We start from the raw sequence: 20,513 nt of genomic DNA on the forward strand, positions 1-20,513 counted from the left end.
GCACGCGCCGGCGGGCGGCCGGGACGGAGGCCGCCGGGGAGCCCTCGCGACGGCGCCCGGCCCGCCCGGTCAGCCGTTGCCGGTCCGCCCGGCGTTCCCGGTGCGCCCGGCCCGTCCGGTCCGCGCGCACCGGGCGCGTGCCTACGCGCAGAGGCGGCTGGCGGTGACCGGCGTCAGCCCGGCCTTGGCGAGGCCGTCGAGGATCGCGGGCAGCGCGTCCACCGTGCACTGGTGGCCCAGGTGCAGGGCGACCACCGAGCCGCCGCGCACCGAACCGAGCACCCGGCGCTGCAACTCGGCCGCGCTCGGGTCGCTGTAGTCGCGCGGGTCCACGTCGAAGGCGAGCACGTGCTCGTACCCGACGGCCTTCGCCTGCTCGCGCACCATCGGGGTGGCGTACTGGGCGGCGGACGGGCGGAACCAGCGGCCGATCGAGCCGGTCAGCCGCTGCAGCCGCTCCGCGCACTGGGCGATCTCGGCGCGCGCCCGGTCGGGCGTCATCGTGGAGATGTCCTGGTGGTTCTGGGTGTGGTTGCCGAGTTCGTGGCCGCCGTCCAGGATCCGCCGGGCCATCTGCGGCTGCTGGTCCAGCCAGCTGCCGACGGCCAGCACGGTGAGGCCGACGCCGCGCCGCTCGGCGGTCTCCAGCAGGGCGGTGGCCAGCCGCGGATCGCCGCTGCCGTGGAAGGTCAGCGCGACGTTCCGGCCGGTGCGCGGCCCGTACGCCACCTCGACGGGGGTGCCGGGTGCCAGCGGCGGGAGCACCGGCGCGACGGGCGGCGCGGTGGCGGCCACCGGGCCGGCGGCGGGCGACGGGACGGCCGAATCCGGCGCGGACGGCGAGGTCGGCGCGGACGGCTCGGCGGGTGTGGCACCGGCCCCGGGGGAGACCGCCGGCCCCTCCCCGCCGGGCCAGGCCGGGTCGACGGTGCCCGACGGGTCGACCGTGCCCGGGCGGACGGCGAGCGCCCCCGGATCCGCACGACGGGAGCCGTTGCTGCCACAGGCGGTGAACAGCCCGCCGACGGCGGTGAGAGCGGCCAGCTTGGCGGTGGTGCGCAGGACGGTGCGCCGATCGGCAGTCATCGGCAGCCAGCATAGAGAGCGCCCCGTCCCGCGGCGACCGGCAGGGCGATCCACCGCGCACTCATTGACGTGCACACACACCATTGTTCGAATGCTGCGGAAACCTGAACTCCCGCTGTTTCGTGGGCCCGTCGTCGGCTACGATCGCGGCGCACCGGGCGGTGGGGGCACGGCACACCGGGCCTGCCGCACCCGGTACGGGGGACGGCGCCGGCACCCGCCGACGCCGAACGCAGGGAACGACAGGGGGCGGCAGATGACCGAGGACACCACGGCGACGAGTAGCGGGATCGGGACCGACTGGGAGTGGGCGCGCGCCGACGACTGGCAGCCCCCGACCGAGCTGGACACCGGCGTCCCGCACACCGCCCGGATGTACGACTACTACCTCGGCGGCAAGGACAACTTCGAGGTCGACCGGAAGGCCGCCGAGGCCGCCATCGCCGCCTACCCGGCGCTGCCGCTGCTGGCCCGCACCAACCGCGAATTCCTCGGCCGCGCCGTCGAGTTCGCCGCCGGACGGGGCATCCGGCAGTTCCTCGACATCGGCACCGGCATCCCGGCCGTCGGCTCCACCAACGAGATCGCCCAACGGGTCGCCCCGGACGCCCGCGTCGTCTACGTCGACAACGACCCGATCGTGGCCACCCACGCCCGCGCCCTGCTGGCCAGCCACCCGGCCGGCCACACCTCCGTCATCGAGGGGGACCTGCGCGAACCCGGGGCGATCCTCGACCACCCCGGCCTGCGCGCCGCCGTCGACCTCGGCGAGCCGGTCGCCCTGATGCTGGTCGCCGTCCTGCACTTCATCCGGGACGAGGACGGCGCCGAAGGGATCGTCCGCACCCTGCGCGACGCGCTCGCCCCCGGCAGCGTGCTGATCCTCTCCCACGGCAGCCCCGACTTCGCGTCTCGGGAGAGCGCCGCCGAGGGCGCCCGGATCTACCGCAGCGCCAGCGCACCCCTGGTGCTTCGCCCGCGCGCCGCCGTCGAGCCGTTCTTCGGCGACTTCGAGTTCGCCGGCCCCGGCCTGGTCCAACTCCCGCTCTGGCGCCCGGAGTCCGGTCACATCCGCACCTCCGAGCTGCCGGAGGGCTGGCAGGACGTCTCCGCCTACGCCGGCGTCGCCTTCAAGCGCTGAGGCGCCGGGCCGATCCGATCACCCACCCCGTCGGAGCGCCCGCCCGCCGACCCGCCGGGTAGCCGGGCCGGCCCGGGACGGCGGTGCCGCGGCCCGGCCGGACCGCCGCCGCCGGCTCGTGGCCGACGGCCCGGAGCCCGGACATCCGCAGGTCCGGCGGTTGCCGGACGGAAAACCAGGCGACGGTGCCGAGCGTCCGGTGTTAGCTTGCGAAGCATGCGACCCCTCAACGAGACCGACATCCGCGCGTCCTTCGTCAACTGCTCCAAGGGCGAGGCACGTCGGCTCAACCTCCCCCGGGGCCTGGCCGAACTCCCCTGGGAGAACCTGGACTTCCTCGGCTGGCGGGACCAGGGCGCACCCGACCGCGGCTACCTGGTGGCCGAGCACGGCGGCGAGCTGGTCGGAGTGACGCTGCGGGTGCCGTCGTTCCGGCGCAGCCTGACCAAGACCAACGTCTGTTCGCTCTGCGTCACCGCCCACGCGGGCTCCGGCGTCGCGCTGCTCACCGCCCGGCGCGCCGGTGCGGCCGGGCGGGAGGGGAACACCGTCGGCACGTACATCTGTGCCGATCTGGCCTGTTCGCTCTACCTGCGCGGTCTGAAGAAGTCCGCGCTGGTGAGCCGGCCCGACGAGTCGCTCCCGCTGGAGGACCAGATCGCCCGCACGCTGGCGAACCTGGACACCTTCCTCACCCAGGTCCGGACCGACACCCTGGCCGCCTGACCGGTCGGCCGCCCGGGTGCCGGACGGCCCGGGGCCGCTCGCCGGGGCGGCGCGACGCCCCGGCCGCCACTCCCGTCCTACCGCCCGCGCAGCTGGTTCATGTCGCGGCGGTCCCGCTTGGTGGGCCGCCCGGCTCCCCGGTCGCGCAGGCCGGGCACGGCCGCCTGCTCGCGCGGCGGCCTCGGCGGGCTGTTGTCCACTAGGCACTCCGCCGCGACCTCCGCGCCGACCCGCTTGCGGATCAGCTTGCGCACCACGACGATCCGCTCGTGTCCCTCCTGGCGGATCCGCACCTCGTCGCCGGGCTTGAGCGACTGGGCCGGCTTGGCCCGGTCGCCGTTGACCCGGACGTGCCCGGCCTTGCAGGCGTCCGCCGCCGCCGACCGCGTCTTCGCGAGCCGTACCGACCAGATCCAGCTGTCCACCCGGACGCTTCCCACGTCTTCGACCATCCCCCGAGCCTACCGAGGGCGCCGGTGCGGCCCCACCGGCCGCCGGGCCGACGGCGCCCGCTGCAAGCCCCGCCGGACACCCCGCCGCACGCCCTAGCGCCGGGCGGGCGCCTCCTGGACGGCCCAGCCGTTGCCGTCCGGGTCGTTGAAGAAGACGAACGAGTTCCACTCCCCGCCGCGCCCGTCCACCCGGGTCCCGTCCTCGAAGTGCTGGACGGGGCTGACCTCCACGCCCCGGGTGACCAGCTCGGCGTGGGCCCGGTCGATGTCCGGCACCACCAGCTGGAGCCCCTTCAGCGAGCCGGGAGGCGCCTCGGTCACCCCGGTGCCCACCACGATCGAGCAACCGGAGCCGGGTGGCGTCAGCTGCACGACCCGTACGCCGTCCCGGATCCGGGTGTCGTGGTCGACGGTGAATCCGGCCCGTTCCTCGTAGAACACCTTGGCCCGGTCCACGTCCGACACCGGGACCACCACCACTTCGAGCTTCCAGTCCATGGCTGTGCCCCTTCCCTCGGGCCCTTCCAGTATCGGCCGCCACCCTCGTGCGCGCCCGGCCACCGGCCGAGCCGCCCGGACCACCGGCCCCGGCGTCCGCAGCGCTGGCCCCTGGCGCCCGCCCGCAGCCCCGGCCCCCGGCCCCGCCGCAGCCCGGCGGCCCGGCGCGCCCGTCGGCTAGCCTGGGCCACGATGAACCGCCTCCCGACACCCGCCGCCGCGACCCCCTTCGCCACCCCCTGGGGCAGCCTCGACCTCACCCGCCACCCGGAGGACCCGCGCGAGCGGCTGCGCGCCTGGGACGCCGCCGACGAGTACCTGCTGCGGCACCTGGCCGGCGAGGCCGACTCCGCCCAGGGCGCGGCCACCGACCTCACCGGCCGCGCCGTCACCGTCCTCGGCGACCGCTGGGGCGCCCTGGCCACCGCCCTCGCCGGGTACGCCCCCGCCCAGATCAGCGACTCGTACCTCGCCCAGCGGGCCACCCGCACCAACCTCGCCCGGGCCGGCGCCGACCCCGCCGCCGTCCGGCTGCTCACCACCCGGGACACCCCGCCCGAGCGGATCGACGTCCTGCTGGTCCGCGTCCCCAAGAGCCTCGCGCTGCTGGAAGACCAGCTGCACCGCCTCGCCCCGGCCGTTCACCAGGACACCGTGGTGATCGGCACGGGCATGGCCACCGAGATCCACACCTCGACCCTGCGGCTCTTCGAGCGCATCCTCGGCCCGACCCGGACCTCGCTGGCGGTCCGCAAGGCCCGGCTGATCTTCTGCACCCCGGACCGGTCGCTCGACCCCGGCCCCAACCCCTGGCCGCACCGCTACGCGCTGCCCGCCGACATCGGCCCGGCCGCCGGCCGTACCGTGGTCAACCACGCGGGCACGTTCTGCGCGGACCGCCTCGACATCGGCACCCGTTTCTTCCTCGCCCACCTCCCGACCGCGGGGCCGGGTCAGCGCGTCGTCGACCTCGGCTGCGGCAACGGCGTGGTCGGCACCGCCGCCGCCCTGGCCGCGCCGGGTGCCGAGCTGGTCTTCGTCGACGAGTCCCACCAGGCGGTGGCCTCGGCGGAGGAGACCTTCCGCGCCGGCCTCGGCCCGCAGGCCCCCGCCGAGTTCCTGACCGCCGACGCGCTGGACGCCGAGGCCGTGCCGCCCGGTTCGGTGGACCTCGTGCTCAACAATCCGCCGTTCCACTCCCACCAGGCCACCACCGACGCGACGGCGTGGCGGATGTTCACCGGCGCGCGCCGCGCCCTGCGGCCGGGCGGCGAACTCTGGGTGGTCGGCAACCGGCACCTCGGCTACCACGTCAAGCTGCGCCGCCTGTTCGGCAACTGCCAGATCGTCGCGGGGAACCCGAAGTTCGTCGTGCTGCGGGCCGTCCGCCGGTGAACGGGCGGGCGCCGGGCCGACACCGGGCCGATGCCGGGCCGCCGGCGCCCCGATGTCGGCCGTTTCCTCGTCAGGTAAGGCTAGCCTAAGCTGATCGTCGACGACGGGCGGAAGGCCGCCCGCGCGGCCGGAACACCCCGTCCTCGGACGTGGGGGCGGGGCACCCCTCATCCCACTCTCTTGCATGGATGTTCCGTGCTGCGTATATTCATGCCACGACGAAGGAGGGAATGCCATGGCATTGCGAGTCGCCGTCGCCGGCGCGAGCGGATACGCGGGCGGTGAGGTGCTGCGCCTGCTGCTCGGCCACCCGGAGGTGGAGATCGGGGCGCTCACCGGCGGCTCGAACGCCGGCACCAGACTGGGCCTGCTGCAGCCGCACCTGCTGCCGCTCGCCGACCGGATCCTGGAACCCACCACCACCGAGGTGCTGGCCGACCACGACGTGGTCTTCCTGGCCCTGCCGCACGGCCAGTCCGCCGCCGTCGCCGAGGAACTCGGCGGGAACGTCCTGGTCGTCGACTGCGGCGCCGACTTCCGGCTCAAGGCCGCCGCCGACTGGGAGCAGTTCTACGGCTCCGCGCACGCCGGCACCTGGCCCTACGGGCTGCCCGAACTTCCCGGCCACCGCGCCGCGCTCAAGGGCAGCAACCGCATCGCCGTCCCCGGCTGCTACCCGACCGCCGTGTCGCTCGCCCTGTTCCCCGCGTACGCGGCCGGACTCGCCGAGCCCGAGGCCGTCATCGTCGCCGCCTCCGGCACCTCCGGCGCCGGCAAGGCCGCCAAGACCCACCTGCTCGGCAGCGAGGTCATGGGCAACGTCAGCGCGTACGGCGTCGGCGGCGTCCACCGGCACACCCCGGAGATGTCCCAGAACCTCACCCCGCTCGCGGGCGAGCCGGTCACCGTCTCCTTCACCCCCACCCTCGTCCCGATGCCGCGCGGCATCCTCGCCACCTGCTCCGCCAAGGCGAAGCCCGGCGTGACGGCCGAGAGCCTGCGCGCCGCCTACGCCGAGGCGTTCGCCGACGAGCCGTTCGTCCGCCTGCTGCCCGAGGGGCAGTGGCCGCAGACCAGCAGCGTCTACGGCTCCAACGCCGCCCTCGTCCAGGTCGCCCTGGACGCGACCGCCGGGCGGATCATCGCGATCAGCGCGATCGACAACCTGGTCAAGGGCACCGCCGGCGGCGCGGTGCAGAGCATGAACATCGCCCTGGGCCTGCCCGAGGAGCTGGGCCTTCCCGTGAACGGAGTCGCACCGTGACCGACCACCAGAACCTCGGAGTGACCGCGGCCAAGGGCTTCCGCGCCGCCGGCGTCACCGCCGGCATCAAGGCCTCCGGCACCCCCGACCTCGCCCTGGTCGTCAACGACGGCCCCTCGCTCGCCGCCGCCGGCGTCTTCACCGCCAACCGCGTCAAGGCCGCCCCCGTGCTCTGGTCCGAGCAGGTCCTCAAGGGCGGCGCGGTCTCCGCCGTCGTCCTCAACTCCGGCGGCGCCAACGCCTGCACCGGCCCGCTCGGCTTCCAGGACACCCACGCCACCGCCGAGAAGGTCGCCGAGGAGCTCAAGGTCAACGCCGGCGAGGTCGCCGTCGCCTCCACCGGCCTGATCGGCGTCCGCCTCCCGATGGACCTCCTGCTCCCCGGCGTCACCACCGCCGCCGCCGAGCTGACCGCCACCGGCGGCGAGGCCGCCGCGATCGCCATCAAGACCACCGACACCGTCCACAAGACGGCCCAGGTCACCAGCCCCGCCGGCTGGACCGTCGGCGGCATGGCCAAGGGCGCCGGCATGCTCGCCCCCTCCCTGGCCACCATGCTGGTCGTCCTCACCACCGACGCCGACCTGGACGCCGCCGCCCTGGACGCGGCGCTGCGCGGCGCCACCCGCACCACCTTCGACCGGATCGACTCCGACGGCTGCATGTCCACCAACGACACCGTGCTGCTGCTCGCCTCCGGCGCCTCCGGCACCGCCCCGGACCGCGCCGAGTTCGACGAGGCCGTCCGCACCGTCTGCGCCGACCTCGCCCGCCAGCTCATCGGCGACGCCGAGGGCGCGAGCAAGGACATCCGGATCGACGTCACCGGCGCCGCCACCGAGGACGAGGCCGTCGAGGTGGCCCGCACGATCGGCCGCAACAACCTCCTCAAGTGCGCCATCCACGGCCAGGACCCGAACTGGGGCCGCGTGCTGGCCGCGATCGGCACCACCAGCGCCGCCTTCGACCCGGACCGGCTCGACGTCGCCATCAACGGCGTCTGGGTCTGCCGCGACGGCAGCGTCGGAGAGGACCGCGATCTCGTCGACATGACCGGCCGAGAGGTCGTCATCACCGCCGACCTCAACGCCGGCGAGGCCACCGCCACCCTGTGGACCAACGACCTCACCGCCGACTACGTGCACGAGAACAGCGCCTACTCCACCTGAGACCTGCTACCTGAGCCGGGGACAGAAAACGTGCAGATCGCACCCAAGGGCGAACAGGCCCGCAACAACACCGCGTTGCCCAAGGCCATGACGCTCATCGAGGCACTGCCGTGGCTGGAGCGCTTCCACGGCAAGACCGTCGTCATCAAGTTCGGCGGCAACGCCATGGTGGACGACGAGCTCAAGGCCGCCTTCGCCCAGGACGTCGTCTTCCTCCGCTACGCCGGCCTCCACCCCGTCGTGGTGCACGGCGGCGGCCCGCAGATCAGCGCCCAGCTCGACCGGCTCGGTCTGGAGTCCTCCTTCACCAACGGCCTGCGGGTCACCACCCCCGAGACCATGGACGTGGTCCGGATGGTGCTGGCCGGCCAGGTCCAGCGCGAGCTGGTCGGCCTGCTCAACAGCCACGGCCCCTTCGCGGTCGGCATGACCGGCGAGGACGCCCACACCATGACCGCCGTCAAGCGGTACGCCGTCGTCGACGGCGAGCAGGTCGACATCGGCCTGGTCGGCGACATCGTCAACATCGAGGCGGGCGCGGTGAAGGCGCTCATCGCCGACGGCCGCATCCCGGTGATCTCCTCGATCGCCCGCGGCACCGACGGCCACGTCTACAACATCAACGCCGACACCGCCGCCTCCGCCCTCGCGGTCGCGCTCGGCGCCGAGATGCTCGTCGTCCTCACCGACGTCGAGGGCCTCTACGTCGACTGGCCGAACTCCGACGACGTGATCAGCCAGCTCAGCGCGAGCGAACTGGACGAGTTGCTGCCCGGCCTGGCCACCGGCATGCTCCCCAAGATGGAGGGCTGCCTGCGCGCCGTCCGCTCCGGCGTCGGGACCGCCCGCGTGCTGGACGGCCGGGTGGCGCACAGCCTGCTGCTGGAGATCTTCACCGACGAGGGCATCGGCACGATGGTCGTGCCGGACGACGAACCGACCGTGACCGGGGGACTGGCATGATTTCCAACGAACAGCTCACCGACCGGTGGCAGCACGCGTTCACCGACAACTACGGCACCCCCCGGATCCCGCTGGCGCGCGGTGAGGGCAGCAAGCTGTGGGACGCGGACGGCAAGGAGTACACCGACCTGCTCGGCGGCATCGCCGTCAACGCCCTCGGTACCGCCCACCCGGCGGTCGTCGAGGCCGTCAGCCGGCAGATCGCCACCCTCGGCCACGTCTCCAACCTCTTCATGGCCGAGCCGACCATCGCCCTCGCCGAGCGGCTGCTCGCCCTCGACGGCCGCCCGGGCCGGGTCTTCTTCTGCAACTCCGGCGCCGAGGCCAACGAGGCCGCCTTCAAGATCGGCCGCCGGACCGGCCGCACCCACGTCGTCGCCCTGGAGGGCGCCTTCCACGGCCGCACCATGGGCGCCCTCGCCCTCACCGGCCAGCCCGCCAAGCAGACGCCGTTCCTGCCGCTGCCCGGCGACGTCACCCACGTCCCGTTCGGCGACGTCGAGGCACTGCGCGCGGCCGTCACCACCGAGACCGCCGCCGTCTTCCTGGAGCCGATCCAGGGCGAGAACGGCGCCGTCCCGCTGCCGGACGGCTACCTCACCGCCGCCCGCGAGATCACCCGCGCCACCGGCACCCTGCTCGTCCTGGACGAGATCCAGACCGGCATCGGCCGCACCGGCCACTGGTACGCCCACCAGGCCGTCGAGGGCGTCGAGCCGGACGTCGTCACGCTCGCCAAGGCGCTCGGCGGCGGCCTGCCGATCGGCGCCGTGCTCGCCTTCGGGCCGGCCGCCGACCTGCTCACCCCCGGCCAGCACGGCACCACCTTCGGCGGCAACCCGGTGGTCGCCGCCGCCGCCCTCGCGGTCCTGGACACCATCGAGTCCGAGGGCCTGCTGGAGCAGGTCCGCAAGACCGGCGACCGGCTGCGGCACGGCGTCGAGGCGATCGGCGACCCGCTCGTCTCGCACGTGCGAGGCGCCGGACTGCTGCTCGGCATCGTCCTCACCGAACCGGTCTCGGCGAAGGTCCAGGCCGGACTCCAGGAAGCCGGCTTCCTCGTCAACGCCGCCGTCCCGGACGCGATCCGGCTCGCCCCGCCGCTGGTGCTCACCGAACAGGAGGCGGACGCCTTCCTCGCCGCCCTGCCGGCCGTCCTCCGGGCGGTCCGTGAGAGCGCCCCGGACGATGCGAACCGCGCGTAGTCCAGGAGAATAATCACATGACCGTTCCCCTCTCCGGCCAGCCCGCCGCCGGCCCGACGCCGCAGGTCCCGCAGACCCGCACCGCGCGCCACCGGCGAATCGTGGACCTGCTCACCCGCCAGCCCGTGCGCTCGCAGAGCCAGCTCGCCAAGCTGCTCGCCGACGACGGACTGGTGGTCACCCAGGCCACCCTCTCCCGGGACCTGGACGAGCTGGGCGCGGTGAAGATCCGCAACCGGGACGGCGCGCTCATCTACGCCGTCCCGGCCGAGGGCGGCGACCGCACCCCCCGCGCACCGATGGGGGAGTCCGCCACCGAGGGCCGGATGGCCCGACTGGCCGGCGAGCTCATGGTCTCCGCCACCGCCTCCGGCAACCTCGTCGTGCTGCGCACCCCGCCGGGCGCCGCCCAGTTCCTCGCCTCGGCGATCGACCAGGCGGAGGTCTTCGAGATCATCGGGACCATCGCCGGCGACGACACCGTGCTGCTGATCAGCCGGGACCCGGCCGGCGGCCAGGCCCTCGCCGACCACCTGATGCAGCTGGCCCAGGCGAAGGCCCAGTAGCGACACCCCCTCCTGTGGGCCCGGTCTCCCCGGGCCCACAGTCGTATCCGCGCACGCGCCACGGGCCGTCCGCGGAGCCCCGCGAGACCCCGTCCGAGGACGCTCCCGGTGAGCGTTTTGAGTTTCATACGGAGTAGTGCATACTTATGCCTATCGCCGTAAGCCTGTTCGCACAGTTGTGAAGGAGAAAGCCGTGACCGAGCGCGTCGTACTCGCCTACTCGGGCGGTCTGGACACGTCCGTCTGCATCGGCTGGATCGCCGAGGAGACGGGCGCCGAGGTCATCGCCGTCGCCGTCGACGTCGGCCAGGGCGGCGAGGACCTGGACGTCATCCGCCAGCGGGCGCTGGACTGCGGTGCCGTCGAGGCCGAGGTCGCGGACGCCCGCGACGAGTTCGCCGACGAGTACTGCCTCCCGGCCCTCAAGGCCAACGCCCTCTACCAGGGCGAGTACCCCCTGGTCTCCGCCCTCTCCCGGCCGGTCATCGTCAAGCACCTGGTCGCCGCCGCGCAGAAGCACGGCGCCACCACCGTCGCCCACGGCTGCACCGGCAAGGGCAACGACCAGGTCCGGTTCGAGGTCGGCATCAACTCGCTGGCCCCCGGCCTGAAGTGCATCGCCCCGGTCCGCGACTACGCGATGACCCGGGACAAGGCCATCGCCTTCGCCGAGGCCAAGGGCCTGCCGATCGCCACCACCAAGAAGTCCCCGTACTCGATCGACCAGAACGTCTTCGGGCGGGCCGTCGAGACCGGCTTCCTGGAGGACATCTGGAACGCCCCGATCGAGGACGTCTACGAGTACACCCAGAACCCGGCCACCCCGCGCGAGGCCGACGAGGTGGTCATCACCTTCGACGCCGGCGTCCCGGTCGCCGTCGACGGCCGCAAGGTGACCGTCCTGCAGGCCATCGAGGAGCTCAACAGGCGGGCCGGCGCCCAGGGCGTCGGACGGCTCGACATGGTCGAGGACCGGCTCGTCGGCATCAAGTCCCGGGAGATCTACGAGGCCCCCGGCGCGATCGCCCTGATCACCGCCCACCAGGCGCTGGAGAACGTCACCGTCGAGCGCGAGCTGGCCCGCTACAAGCGGCAGGTCGAGCAGCGCTGGGCCGAGCTGGTCTACGACGGCCTCTGGTTCTCCCCGCTCAAGCGCGCCCTGGACGGCTTCGTCAACGAGGCCAACCAGCACGTCTCCGGCGAGATCCGGATGGTGCTGCACGGCGGCCGGGCCGTCGTCAACGGCCGGAAGTCCGACCAGTCGCTGTACGACTTCAACCTCGCCACCTACGACACCGGCGACACCTTCGACCAGTCGATGTCCAAGGGCTTCATCGAGATCTTCGGGCTGTCCTCGAAGATCGCCGCCCGGCGCGACCTCGGCTGAGAAGCCGCCTCCCCCGGCCCCGGCCGCGCCCACCCCCGCGGCCGGGGCCACCCCGCCCTCCCGGGCGACCCCTCCCGAACGACCCCTCCCGGACGACCCCCGGGCCACCCCCGAACCCTCCCGTGCAAAGGAGCCCGTGCGATGCCAGCCGACCAGACCGCCTCCGGTGGCGACGTCCGCCTCTGGGGCGCCCGCTTCGCCGACGGCCCGTCCGAGGCGCTGGCCAAGCTCTCCGCCTCGGTGCACTTCGACTGGCGCCTCGCGCCGTACGACATCGCCGGCTCCAAGGCCCACGCCCGCGTCCTGCACAAGGCCGGCCTGCTCTCCGACGAGGAGCTCGCCGGCATGCTCGACGGGCTCGACCGGCTGCTCGCCGACGTCCGGGCCGGCACCTTCACCGGCACCATCGCCGACGAGGACGTCCACACCGCCCTGGAGCGCGGCCTGCTGGAGCGGCTCGGCCCCGACCTGGGCGGCAAGCTGCGGGCCGGGCGCTCGCGCAACGACCAGATCGCCACCCTCTTCCGGATGTACCTGCGGGACCACGCGAAGATCATCGGCGGGCTGGTCCTCGACCTCCAGCACGCCCTGGTCGGCCTCGCCGAGGCCCACCCCGACACCGCCATGCCGGGCCGCACCCACCTCCAGCACGCCCAGCCCGTCCTCTTCGCCCACCACGTCCTCGCGCACGTGCAGGCCCTCGGCCGGGACGCCGAGCGGCTGCGCCAGTGGGACACCCGCACCGCCGTCTCCCCGTACGGCTCGGGCGCGCTGGCCGGCTCCTCGCTCGGCCTCGACCCGGAGGCCGTCGCCGCCGACCTCGGCTTCGAACGCGGCTCGGTCGGCAACTCCATCGACGGCACCGCCTCGCGGGACTTCGTCGCCGAGTTCGCCTTCGTCACCGCGATGATCGGGATCAACCTCTCCCGGATCGCGGAGGAGGTGATCATCTGGAACACCAAGGAGTTCGGCTTCATCACGCTGCACGACGCCTTCTCCACCGGCTCGTCGATCATGCCGCAGAAGAAGAACCCGGACATCGCCGAACTCGCCCGCGGCAAGTCCGGCCGGCTGATCGGCAACCTCACCGGCCTGCTCGCCACCCTCAAGGCGCTCCCGCTCGCCTACAACCGGGACCTCCAGGAGGACAAGGAGCCGGTCTTCGACTCCTGCGACACGCTGGAGGTGCTGCTGCCCGCCTTCACCGGCATGATGGCCACCCTCACCGTGCACCGGGAGCGGCTGGAGGAGCTCGCCCCGGCCGGCTTCTCGCTCGCCACCGACATCGCCGAGTGGCTGGTCAAGCAGGGCGTGCCGTTCCGGGTCGCGCACGAGGTGGCCGGCGCCTGCGTCAAGGAGTGCGAGGCCCACGGCATCGAACTCGCCGACCTGACGGACGAGCAGTTCGCCGCCATCTCCGGCCACCTGACGCCCGAGGTCCGCTCGGTGCTCAGCGTCCACGGCGCGATCGCCTCGCGCAACGGCCGGGGCGGCACCGCCCCCAGTGCCGTCGCGGTCCAGCTGGCCGAGGTCAAGTCGGACCTCGCGGCCCAGCAGGAGTGGGTCGAGGGCTGACACCCGGTCACCGGTCCGGGGGAGGGGCGCGACGGTCCGACCGTCGCGCCCCTTTCGCGTGGACGCGACCGGCAGGGCGTAACCGGCCCGGCCCGCACCCGGTCATCCACGGTATGTGCACCGACCTCCCGCTCGTCCCCTCCGCCGAGGACGAGGTCCTCGCCGAGCTGCGGCGCCGCCTCGTCCGGGAGGCGGTGGCCGCCCTGCCCGGCCGCTGCCCGCAACTGGTCGCCGCCCTCGTCGAGGACCCGCCGCCGACCTACCGCGAACTCTCCGAACGCCTCGGCATGCCCCGCGGCTCCATCGGGCCCACCCGCTCCCGGTGCCTCGCCTGCCTCCGCGCCCGCCTCCACGCCGAGCGCTACGCCTGACCCGCCGCGGGCCCCGGACCCCCGCCCGAGGCCCGGTCGCCCCCGAGCCCGGCCCCGGGCCCGGCCGCCCGGTGTCCGCCCGCGAGTCCGCCCGCGAGCCCGCCCGCCAGGCGTGACCCCCGCCACGTCCGGCCACCGCCTCCGCCTTCCCGTCCGCGTCCGCCCGGGCCCCGCCGGGCGTGACCCTCGCCACGTCCGGCGGCCGGAAGGTTGAGGGCGGCTGACGCGCGGGTAAGGCGCTGGCGAACGTAGCTCTTGACGGCGGCGCGGTCACTTGGATACTGACCGTGAGCACGCCGCCGGCGGCGCGGGCCCCACCAGGGCCGCGCGGCTGGTACGTTCGTGCGCCACCCCCGGCTCGGGAAGATCCCCGGCCGGGACATCTCCGGCAGGGCATCCGGTGCGACACCCTCACGTTCGCGCGCCGGGCACAACGATGGGGAGGCCCCCGCACATGGGCATGAGCGTGATCATCTCGACCGCCGAGGCGGAGGACGCGGAGCAGATCCTCAAGCTCCAGTACCTCGGCTACCAGAGCGAAGCCGAGCTCTACGGCGACTGGGCCATCGAGCCCCTGACGCAGACCCTGGAGAGCCTGCGCGGCGAACTGACCGAACAGCACGTCCTGGTCGCCCGCCTCGGCGGCGAGATCGTCGGAACCGTTCGCGGCCGGCTCGGCCCCGACGGCGTCGGACGGATAGGGCGCCTGGTCGTCCACCCCCGGATGCAGCGGCACGGCCTCGGCGGCCGTCTGCTGGAGGCGCTGGAGCGCCTCCTCGCCGAGGACGGCGCCGTCACCTCGTACCGGCTCTTCACCGGCCACCGCAGCCTGGGCAACCTCCGCCTCTACGCCCGCCAGGGCTACCGGCAGACCGCCGTGGAGCAGATCAGCGGCCGGCTCAGCCTGGTCCGCCTGGAGAAGCCCGCCGTGACCGCGCTCGCCGCCACCGCCTGACCCTCCGCCCGCACCTCCTCCCGATCCGGCGCCGCCATCATTCGGTCATCCGAAGGCGGCGCCGGTCGACGTTTCCGCAGGTGAGAGCCGTATGTGTCCGCATTGCGGACATCAGGTCCAAATAGTTGGGACCAAATCGACCCATCTGATTTACTGGCTCACATGACTGCGACGACGAAATGGACCCCCACCGGCACCCTGCCGGCAGGTGAGCGTGCCATGTGCCGTCGAATGTGTCACCGCTGAGGGCCACCGTTCCCTCCCCCTCGCCACCGGCCGGGGGACCGCACCTCGCGCCCCGAAGCGAGACCAGGCCGCTCCCGTCCGAGTGAGCGAGCCCAGCCTGCCGTCACCACCCCCTCCCATCCGCCTGCCCACCCACGGGCGGGTGGCCGTCACCGTTGACACGTAGGGGCCACGCCGTCGCGCGGCCCGGCCGTCCAGCGGCGACGATCAAGGGGTGGCAGGTCCGGACCCCCCTGGCGCAACGCCGTCCACGTCGCCGACCGCAACCCGGTCCGGCGGCCGCACGCCGCCCGCCCCCGACCCACGGAAGCAGCTGTGATCACCACCACGGACCTCACCAAGGTCTACCGCTCCCGCGGCCGCGAGGTGACCGCCCTCGCCGGCGTCGACCTCCACGTCCGCCCCGGCGAGGTCTACGGAGTCGTCGGCACCAGCGGTGCCGGCAAGTCGACCCTCATCCGCTGCGTCAACATGCTGGAGCGCCCCAGCTCCGGGACCGTCACCGTGGACGGCGTCGAACTCACCGCCCTCCCCGGCGGCGAGAACAACGCCGGCAAGGACCTGCGCGAGGCCCGCCGCCGGATCGGCATGGTCTTCCAGCACTTCAACCTGCTCGCCTCCCGGACCGTCCAGCAGAACGTCGAACTCCCCTTGGAGATCATCGGCCTGGACCGCACCGAGCGCCGCCGCAAGGCCGCCGAACTGCTCGACCTCGTCGGCCTCGGCGACAAGGCCCGCAGCTACCCCGGCCAGCTCTCCGGCGGCCAGAAGCAGCGCGTCGGCATCGCCCGCGCCCTCGCCGGCGATCCCAAGGTGCTGCTCTCCGACGAAGCCACCTCCGCGCTCGACCCCGAGACCACCCGCTCGATCCTCAAGCTGCTGCGCGACCTCAACCAGCAGCTCGGCCTCACCGTCCTGCTGATCACCCACGAGATGGACGTCATCAAGTCCGTCTGCGACTCCGCCGCCCTGATGCGCGGCGGCCGCGTCGTCGAATCCGGCGAACTCACCGACCTGCTCGCCAAGCCCGGCTCCGAGCTCGCCCGCGAACTCTTCCCGCTCAGCGAGTTCGGCACCGGCCACCCCGGCAGCACCGTGCTGGAGATCACCTTCCAGGGCGACAGCTCCGCCCGCCCGTTCGTCTCCCAGCTCGCCCGCACCTACCAGATCGACATCAACATCCTCGGTGCCGCCGTCGAGACCATCGCCGGCCGGATGGTCGGCCGGATGCGGGTCGAACTCCCCGGCTCCCGGACGGACAACGTGGTGCCGATCGGCTTCCTGCGCGAACAGGGCCTGCAGGTGGACGTGATCGAGACGGCGAACGGAGCGACGGCATGACCTGGGACCAGATGCAGGAACTGATGTGGCCCGCCACCTGGGAAACCCTCCAGATGGTCGGCGTCTCCACCGTCGGCACCGTGCTCCTCGGCCTCCCGCTGGGCGTGCTCCTCGTCCTCACCGACAAGGGCGGCCTGCTGCAGAACCGGCCGGTCAACAAGATCCTCGGCGCCGTCGTGAACGTCGTCCGCTCGGTGCCGTTCATCATCCTGATGATCGCCCTGATCTCCTTCACCCGCTGGCTCGTCGGCACCTCCATAGGCTGGGAAGCCGCCACCGTGCCGCTCACCATCGGCGCGATCCCCTTCTTCGCCCGCCTGGTCGAGACCTCCGTCCGCGAAGTCGACCGCGGCCTCGTCGAGGCCGTCCAGGCCATGGGCGGCTCCACCTGGACCATCGTCCGCAAGACGCTGATCCCCGAAGCCCTGCCCGGCCTCGTCGCCTCCGTCACCACCACCGTCATCACCCTGATCAGCTACTCCGCGATGGCCGGCGTGGTCGGCGGCGGCGGCCTCGGCACCCTCGCCATCAACTACGGCTACTTCCGCTTCGAGACCGCCTTCATGTGGATCATCGTCGCGGAACTGGTGATCATCGTGACCATCGTCCAGCTGATCGGCGACTGGTGCGTCCGCGCCCTCGCCAACCGCGGACGCACCGGCGGCCGGATCCGCCTGCTCGGCCCGCGCGGCGGCGCCCCCGCCGCCCCGGCCGACCCCGACGAGGACCTCGTCGCCCCCTGACCTCCCGACGTCCGAACCCGGACCCGGCTCCCCGTATCACGCAGAAAGGCACTTTTCGTGCGCAACGCCCTGAAGTTCACCAGCGTCCTCGCCACCGCCGGCATCGCCCTCTCGCTCGCCGCCTGCGGCAGCAACGGCGACTCGGCGTCCTCCGACCCGAACGCCGCGCTCACCGTCGTCGCCAGCCCCACCCCGCACGGCCAGATCCTCAAGTACGTCAAGGACAACCTCGCGGAGAAGGCCGGCCTCAAGCTCACCATCAAGGAGGTCACCGACTACGTGACCCCCAACACCGCGGTGCAGGACGGCTCGGCCGACGCCAACTACTTCCAGCACGTGCCGTACCTGGAGGACTTCAACAAGAAGCACAACACCCAGATCGTCTCCGTCGAGACGGTCCACCTGGAGCCCCTGGGTGTGTACTCCAAGAAGGTCAAGGCCATCGGCGAACTCAAGGACGGCGCCACCGTCGGCCTGCCGAACGACGCCACCAACGAGGGCCGCGCGCTCAAGCTGCTCGCCGACAACAACCTGATCACCCTCAAGGCCGGCGTCGGCACCGGCGCCACCCCCGCCGACGTCACCGCCAACCCGAAGAACCTCAAGTGGAAGGAGCTGGAGGCCGCCCAGCTGCCCCGCTCCATCGACGACCTCGACGCCGCCGTGATCAACGGCAACTACGCGCTCGACTCCGGCCTCAAGCCCGCCACCGACGCGCTGATCCTGGAGAAGGCCGAGGGCAACCCCTACGCCAACATCCTGGCCGTCAAGCAGGGCAAGGAGAACGACCCGCGGGTCAAGAAGCTCGCCGAGCTGCTCCACTCGCCCGAGGTCAAGCAGTACATCCAGACGACCTTCAACGGATCCGTCATCCCGGCGTTCTGATCCCGGCGTTCCGACGCCGGCGCGCCGAACCGCGCCCGACCCGTCCCGCCGGACCCGCACCGGGCCCCCGCCGCACCCTGGCGGGGGCCCGGTCGGGCAGTATGCACCAGTGACGGCCCGACAGACCCGGAACTGACGTACCGTCGTGCGGTCCGCGCACCGCGTGACACCCGGGCACCGGCGAGGCGTACGGTGTGTCCACGACCCGGCGAGGAGAGACGGCATGGCAGCGAGCTTCCCCGAGACCGCCATCAGCACCGAACGGCTGCTGCTGCGCCCGCTTGCGGAGGACGACGCCCCCGGCCTGGCCACCATGATGGCCGACGAACTCGTCCTGGCCTGGACCGACCTCCCGCACCCCTTCACCGAGTCCTACGCCGCCGACCTGGCCCGCAGCCTCGCCCCCGCCCACCGCGCCGCCGGCCGGGGCATCGTCTTCGCCGTCACCGAGCACCTCACCCAGCGGCTCGTCGGCCTCGTCGAACTGCGCAACACCGACTGGCGGCTGCGTTCCACCGAGATCGCCTACGTCACCGCCGCCTGGGCCCGCGGCGAGGGCTACGCACCCGAGGCCGTCCTCGGCGTCGCCCAGTGGCTCTTCGAGGACCGCGGCTTCCTCCGCCTGGAGATGCGCACCGCCGCGGGCAACACCGCCGCCCAGCAGGTCGCGCAGAAGATCGGCGGCATCAGCGAGGGCGTGCTGCGCAGCGCGTGGATAGTGCGCGGCGAGTCCGGCGAGGTGGTGCAGGAGAGCCGCAGCGACCTCATCCTGTGGAGCCTGCTGCCGGAGGACATGGAGAACCCCGACGGCGACGCGGTCCAGGCCTGGCCCGGCGACCACCGCTACGTCCTGCGCGACTGACCGCCGCCGCGCCCGCGGGCCGCCGCCGCACTGGGCCGCCGCCGCCCCCGGCAGCGCCGCACCAGCCACCGCCGCACCAGCCACCGCCGTGCCCGAACGCGGCCTGAACGAGGCCCGAACACCGTCCCGCCGCCGCCCGGCCGGGCTGCCCCTTCGCGCGCAGGTGACGGACATGTGTGCGAGATGTCGGCGCCGGGGGGATCACACCCGGTAGCCTCTCCACCGGCGCCGAACGCGGGCGCGGCATGTCGGCGCACGGATGACGAGGGAGAACAGCCGCAGATGGCTGACCGGATCACGGTCATCGGGTGGGACGGCACACCGCTGACCGAGGCCGCCGCCGCGGCACTCGCCGCAGCGACCCTGGTGGCCGGCGCCCCCTACCAGCTCAAGGCCCTCCCGGTGCCGCCCACGGCCGAACGCATCGCCCTCGGCAGCATCCAGCTCGCCGCCCGCCGGATCGCCGAGCACCGCGGCGCGGCCGTCGTCATCGCCGAGGGCGACCCCGGCTTCTTCGGCGTGGTGCGCACCCTGCGCCACCCCGAGTACGGCCTCGAACTGGAGGTCCTGCCCGCCGTCTCCTCCGTCGCCGCCGCCTTCGCCCGGGCCGGCATGCCCTGGGAGGACGCCCAGGTGGTCAGCTCCCACGGCGGCCGCCTGCGCCGCGCCGCCAACGTCTGCCGGGCCAACCCGAAGGTCGCCGTGCTCACCGCACCCGGCGCCGGGCCCAGCGAACTCGCCCTCATGCTCCGCGGCGTGCACCGCACCTTCGTGGTCTGCGAGGCGCTCGGCACACCCGACGAGGACGTCACCGTCCTCACCTCCGACCGGGTCGCCGACCACGTCTGGCGCGACCCCAGCGTGGTGCTGGTGATCGGCGGCAGCAGCGGGGGCGGCCCCGGCGGCGGGCCGCAGGCCGGCACGGCCACCGCGGCGGCCGGCTGGCTCGCCGGCCGCCCGGTCGGCTTCCCCGGCGCGGAGCGCGGCTGGGCACTCCCGCCCGACGCCTACACGGGCGCCGGGCGCGCGGGGAACGAGCCCGGCGCGCCCGACACGCTCCCGGCGCACGTCCGCGCCCTGGTGCTGGCCCGTCTGGGTGCCCGCCCGGGCGACCTGGTCTGGTCGGTGGGCGCCGGCAGCGGCGAGCTCGCGGTGGAGGCCGCCCGGTTCGGCGCCGCCGTCGTCGCCGTCGAGGCCGACCGGGCCGCCTGCGCCCGGCTCGCCGTCAACGCCCGCCGCTACGGCGTCGAGGTCGAGATCGTGCAGGGCCACGGCCCCGAGGTGCTCGGCGGGCTGCCGGAACCGGACGCCGCGGTGGTCGAGACCGGCGGACCGGACGTGGTGCGCGCCGTGCTGTCCCGCCGCCCCGAGCGGGTCGTGGCGGTCGCCCGCACGCTCGCCGAGGCCGAGGAGGTGCGCCGGGTGATCGCGGAGGCGGGCTACCGGGCGGACGGCGCACTGCTCCAGTCCGCGCCGCTGCTCGCTCCCGCCCCGGCACCTGGCGCCCCGTCGGCTGCAGCGCCCGCACCCGCCGCGCCCGCACCCGCCGCGGGACCGGCCGCAGCGGCCTCCGCCGGGGCGGCGGACCCCGGCCGCGGCCTCCGCCTCGGCGTGGGCGATCCGGGCACCTTCCTGCTCTGGGGCGAGCAGATCGTGTGAAGGCGGGGTGCCGCCGGGTGGCGA

20 protein-coding genes are annotated in these 20,513 nt (G+C 73.7%); 17 read left to right on the forward strand and 3 right to left on the reverse strand.

Annotated features, from left to right (window positions below; all coding sequences use genetic code 11):
* Positions 1–141: 141 nt before the first annotated feature.
* The gene (locus AC067J_RS16625; protein ID WP_478299759.1) at positions 142–1,086 is read right to left on the reverse strand and encodes a polysaccharide deacetylase family protein; all 945 of its coding nucleotides are present in this window, start codon (positions 1,084–1,086) and stop codon (positions 142–144) included.
* 256 nt (positions 1,087–1,342) lie between these two features.
* Between AC067J_RS16625 and AC067J_RS16630 the strand changes: the two genes are divergently transcribed.
* Both AC067J_RS16630 and AC067J_RS16635 read left to right on the forward strand, forming a co-directional pair.
* Complete coding sequence (locus AC067J_RS16630; protein ID WP_478299761.1) at positions 1,343–2,227, forward strand: SAM-dependent methyltransferase; 885 nt, start codon at positions 1,343–1,345, stop codon at positions 2,225–2,227.
* Between the two features lie 216 nt (positions 2,228–2,443).
* A complete protein-coding gene (locus AC067J_RS16635; RefSeq protein WP_478299763.1) occupies positions 2,444–2,953 on the forward strand; it encodes an FBP domain-containing protein in 510 nt (169 codons plus the stop codon).
* A gap of 77 nt (positions 2,954–3,030) precedes the next feature.
* On the opposite strand, the gene AC067J_RS16640 is transcribed toward AC067J_RS16635, so the two are convergent.
* Both AC067J_RS16640 and AC067J_RS16645 read right to left on the reverse strand, forming a co-directional pair.
* Positions 3,031–3,405 (reverse strand): RNA-binding S4 domain-containing protein, encoded by a 375-nt coding sequence (locus AC067J_RS16640; protein ID WP_478299765.1) that lies wholly within the window; start codon positions 3,403–3,405, stop codon positions 3,031–3,033.
* Positions 3,406–3,498: 93 nt separating this feature from the next.
* Positions 3,499–3,903 (reverse strand): VOC family protein, encoded by a 405-nt coding sequence (locus tag AC067J_RS16645; protein ID WP_478299767.1) that lies wholly within the window; start codon positions 3,901–3,903, stop codon positions 3,499–3,501.
* Positions 3,904–4,095: 192 nt separating this feature from the next.
* Here AC067J_RS16645 and AC067J_RS16650 point away from each other — a divergent pair, with 192 nt between their 5' ends.
* The 15 genes from AC067J_RS16650 (at position 4,096) to cbiE (ending at position 20,489) form a co-directional block, all read left to right on the forward strand.
* Positions 4,096–5,298 (forward strand): methyltransferase, encoded by a 1,203-nt coding sequence (locus AC067J_RS16650; protein WP_478299769.1) that lies wholly within the window; start codon positions 4,096–4,098, stop codon positions 5,296–5,298.
* 235 nt (positions 5,299–5,533) lie between these two features.
* Complete coding sequence (gene argC / locus AC067J_RS16655) at positions 5,534–6,562, forward strand: N-acetyl-gamma-glutamyl-phosphate reductase (RefSeq protein WP_478299771.1); 1,029 nt, start codon at positions 5,534–5,536, stop codon at positions 6,560–6,562.
* Entirely contained in the window at positions 6,559–7,731 is a 1,173-nt protein-coding gene (argJ, locus tag AC067J_RS16660) for a bifunctional glutamate N-acetyltransferase/amino-acid acetyltransferase ArgJ (RefSeq protein ID WP_478299773.1), read from the forward strand. The genes argC and argJ overlap by 4 nt, the downstream gene beginning before the upstream one ends.
* An 87-nt stretch (positions 7,732–7,818) precedes the next feature.
* Positions 7,819–8,694 (forward strand): acetylglutamate kinase, encoded by an 876-nt coding sequence (gene argB / locus AC067J_RS16665; RefSeq protein WP_478300095.1) that lies wholly within the window; start codon positions 7,819–7,821, stop codon positions 8,692–8,694.
* On the forward strand, positions 8,691–9,899 hold the full coding sequence (locus tag AC067J_RS16670) for an acetylornithine transaminase (protein ID WP_478299774.1): 1,209 nt from the start codon (positions 8,691–8,693) through the stop codon (positions 9,897–9,899). Before argB ends, AC067J_RS16670 begins: the two co-directional genes overlap by 4 nt.
* Positions 9,900–9,916: 17 nt before the next feature.
* Entirely contained in the window at positions 9,917–10,465 is a 549-nt protein-coding gene (locus AC067J_RS16675; RefSeq protein ID WP_478299776.1) for an arginine repressor, read from the forward strand.
* A gap of 193 nt (positions 10,466–10,658) precedes the next feature.
* On the forward strand, positions 10,659–11,852 hold the full coding sequence (locus AC067J_RS16680) for an argininosuccinate synthase (RefSeq protein ID WP_478299778.1): 1,194 nt from the start codon (positions 10,659–10,661) through the stop codon (positions 11,850–11,852).
* A 141-nt stretch (positions 11,853–11,993) separates the two neighbouring features.
* Positions 11,994–13,427 (forward strand): argininosuccinate lyase, encoded by a 1,434-nt coding sequence (gene argH, locus AC067J_RS16685; RefSeq protein ID WP_478299780.1) that lies wholly within the window; start codon positions 11,994–11,996, stop codon positions 13,425–13,427.
* A gap of 113 nt (positions 13,428–13,540) precedes the next feature.
* A complete protein-coding gene (locus AC067J_RS16690) occupies positions 13,541–13,798 on the forward strand; it encodes an RNA polymerase sigma factor (protein WP_478299782.1) in 258 nt (85 codons plus the stop codon).
* A gap of 454 nt (positions 13,799–14,252) precedes the next feature.
* Complete coding sequence (locus AC067J_RS16695) at positions 14,253–14,753, forward strand: GNAT family N-acetyltransferase (RefSeq protein ID WP_478299784.1); 501 nt, start codon at positions 14,253–14,255, stop codon at positions 14,751–14,753.
* A 561-nt stretch (positions 14,754–15,314) separates the two neighbouring features.
* A complete protein-coding gene (locus tag AC067J_RS16700) occupies positions 15,315–16,340 on the forward strand; it encodes a methionine ABC transporter ATP-binding protein (RefSeq protein ID WP_478299786.1) in 1,026 nt (341 codons plus the stop codon).
* Positions 16,337–17,083, forward strand: coding sequence for a methionine ABC transporter permease (locus AC067J_RS16705; RefSeq protein ID WP_478299788.1), 747 nt, complete (start codon positions 16,337–16,339; stop codon positions 17,081–17,083). Before AC067J_RS16700 ends, AC067J_RS16705 begins: the two co-directional genes overlap by 4 nt.
* Before the next feature lie 57 nt (positions 17,084–17,140).
* Entirely contained in the window at positions 17,141–17,968 is an 828-nt protein-coding gene (locus AC067J_RS16710; RefSeq protein WP_478299789.1) for a MetQ/NlpA family ABC transporter substrate-binding protein, read from the forward strand.
* A gap of 223 nt (positions 17,969–18,191) precedes the next feature.
* A complete protein-coding gene (locus AC067J_RS16715; RefSeq protein WP_478299791.1) occupies positions 18,192–18,830 on the forward strand; it encodes a GNAT family N-acetyltransferase in 639 nt (212 codons plus the stop codon).
* Between the two features lie 282 nt (positions 18,831–19,112).
* Entirely contained in the window at positions 19,113–20,489 is a 1,377-nt protein-coding gene (gene cbiE / locus AC067J_RS16720; RefSeq protein WP_478299793.1) for a precorrin-6y C5,15-methyltransferase (decarboxylating) subunit CbiE, read from the forward strand.
* The last annotated feature ends 24 nt before the right edge of the window (positions 20,490–20,513 follow it).

The organism is Kitasatospora sp. NPDC042419 (assembly GCF_056437345.1).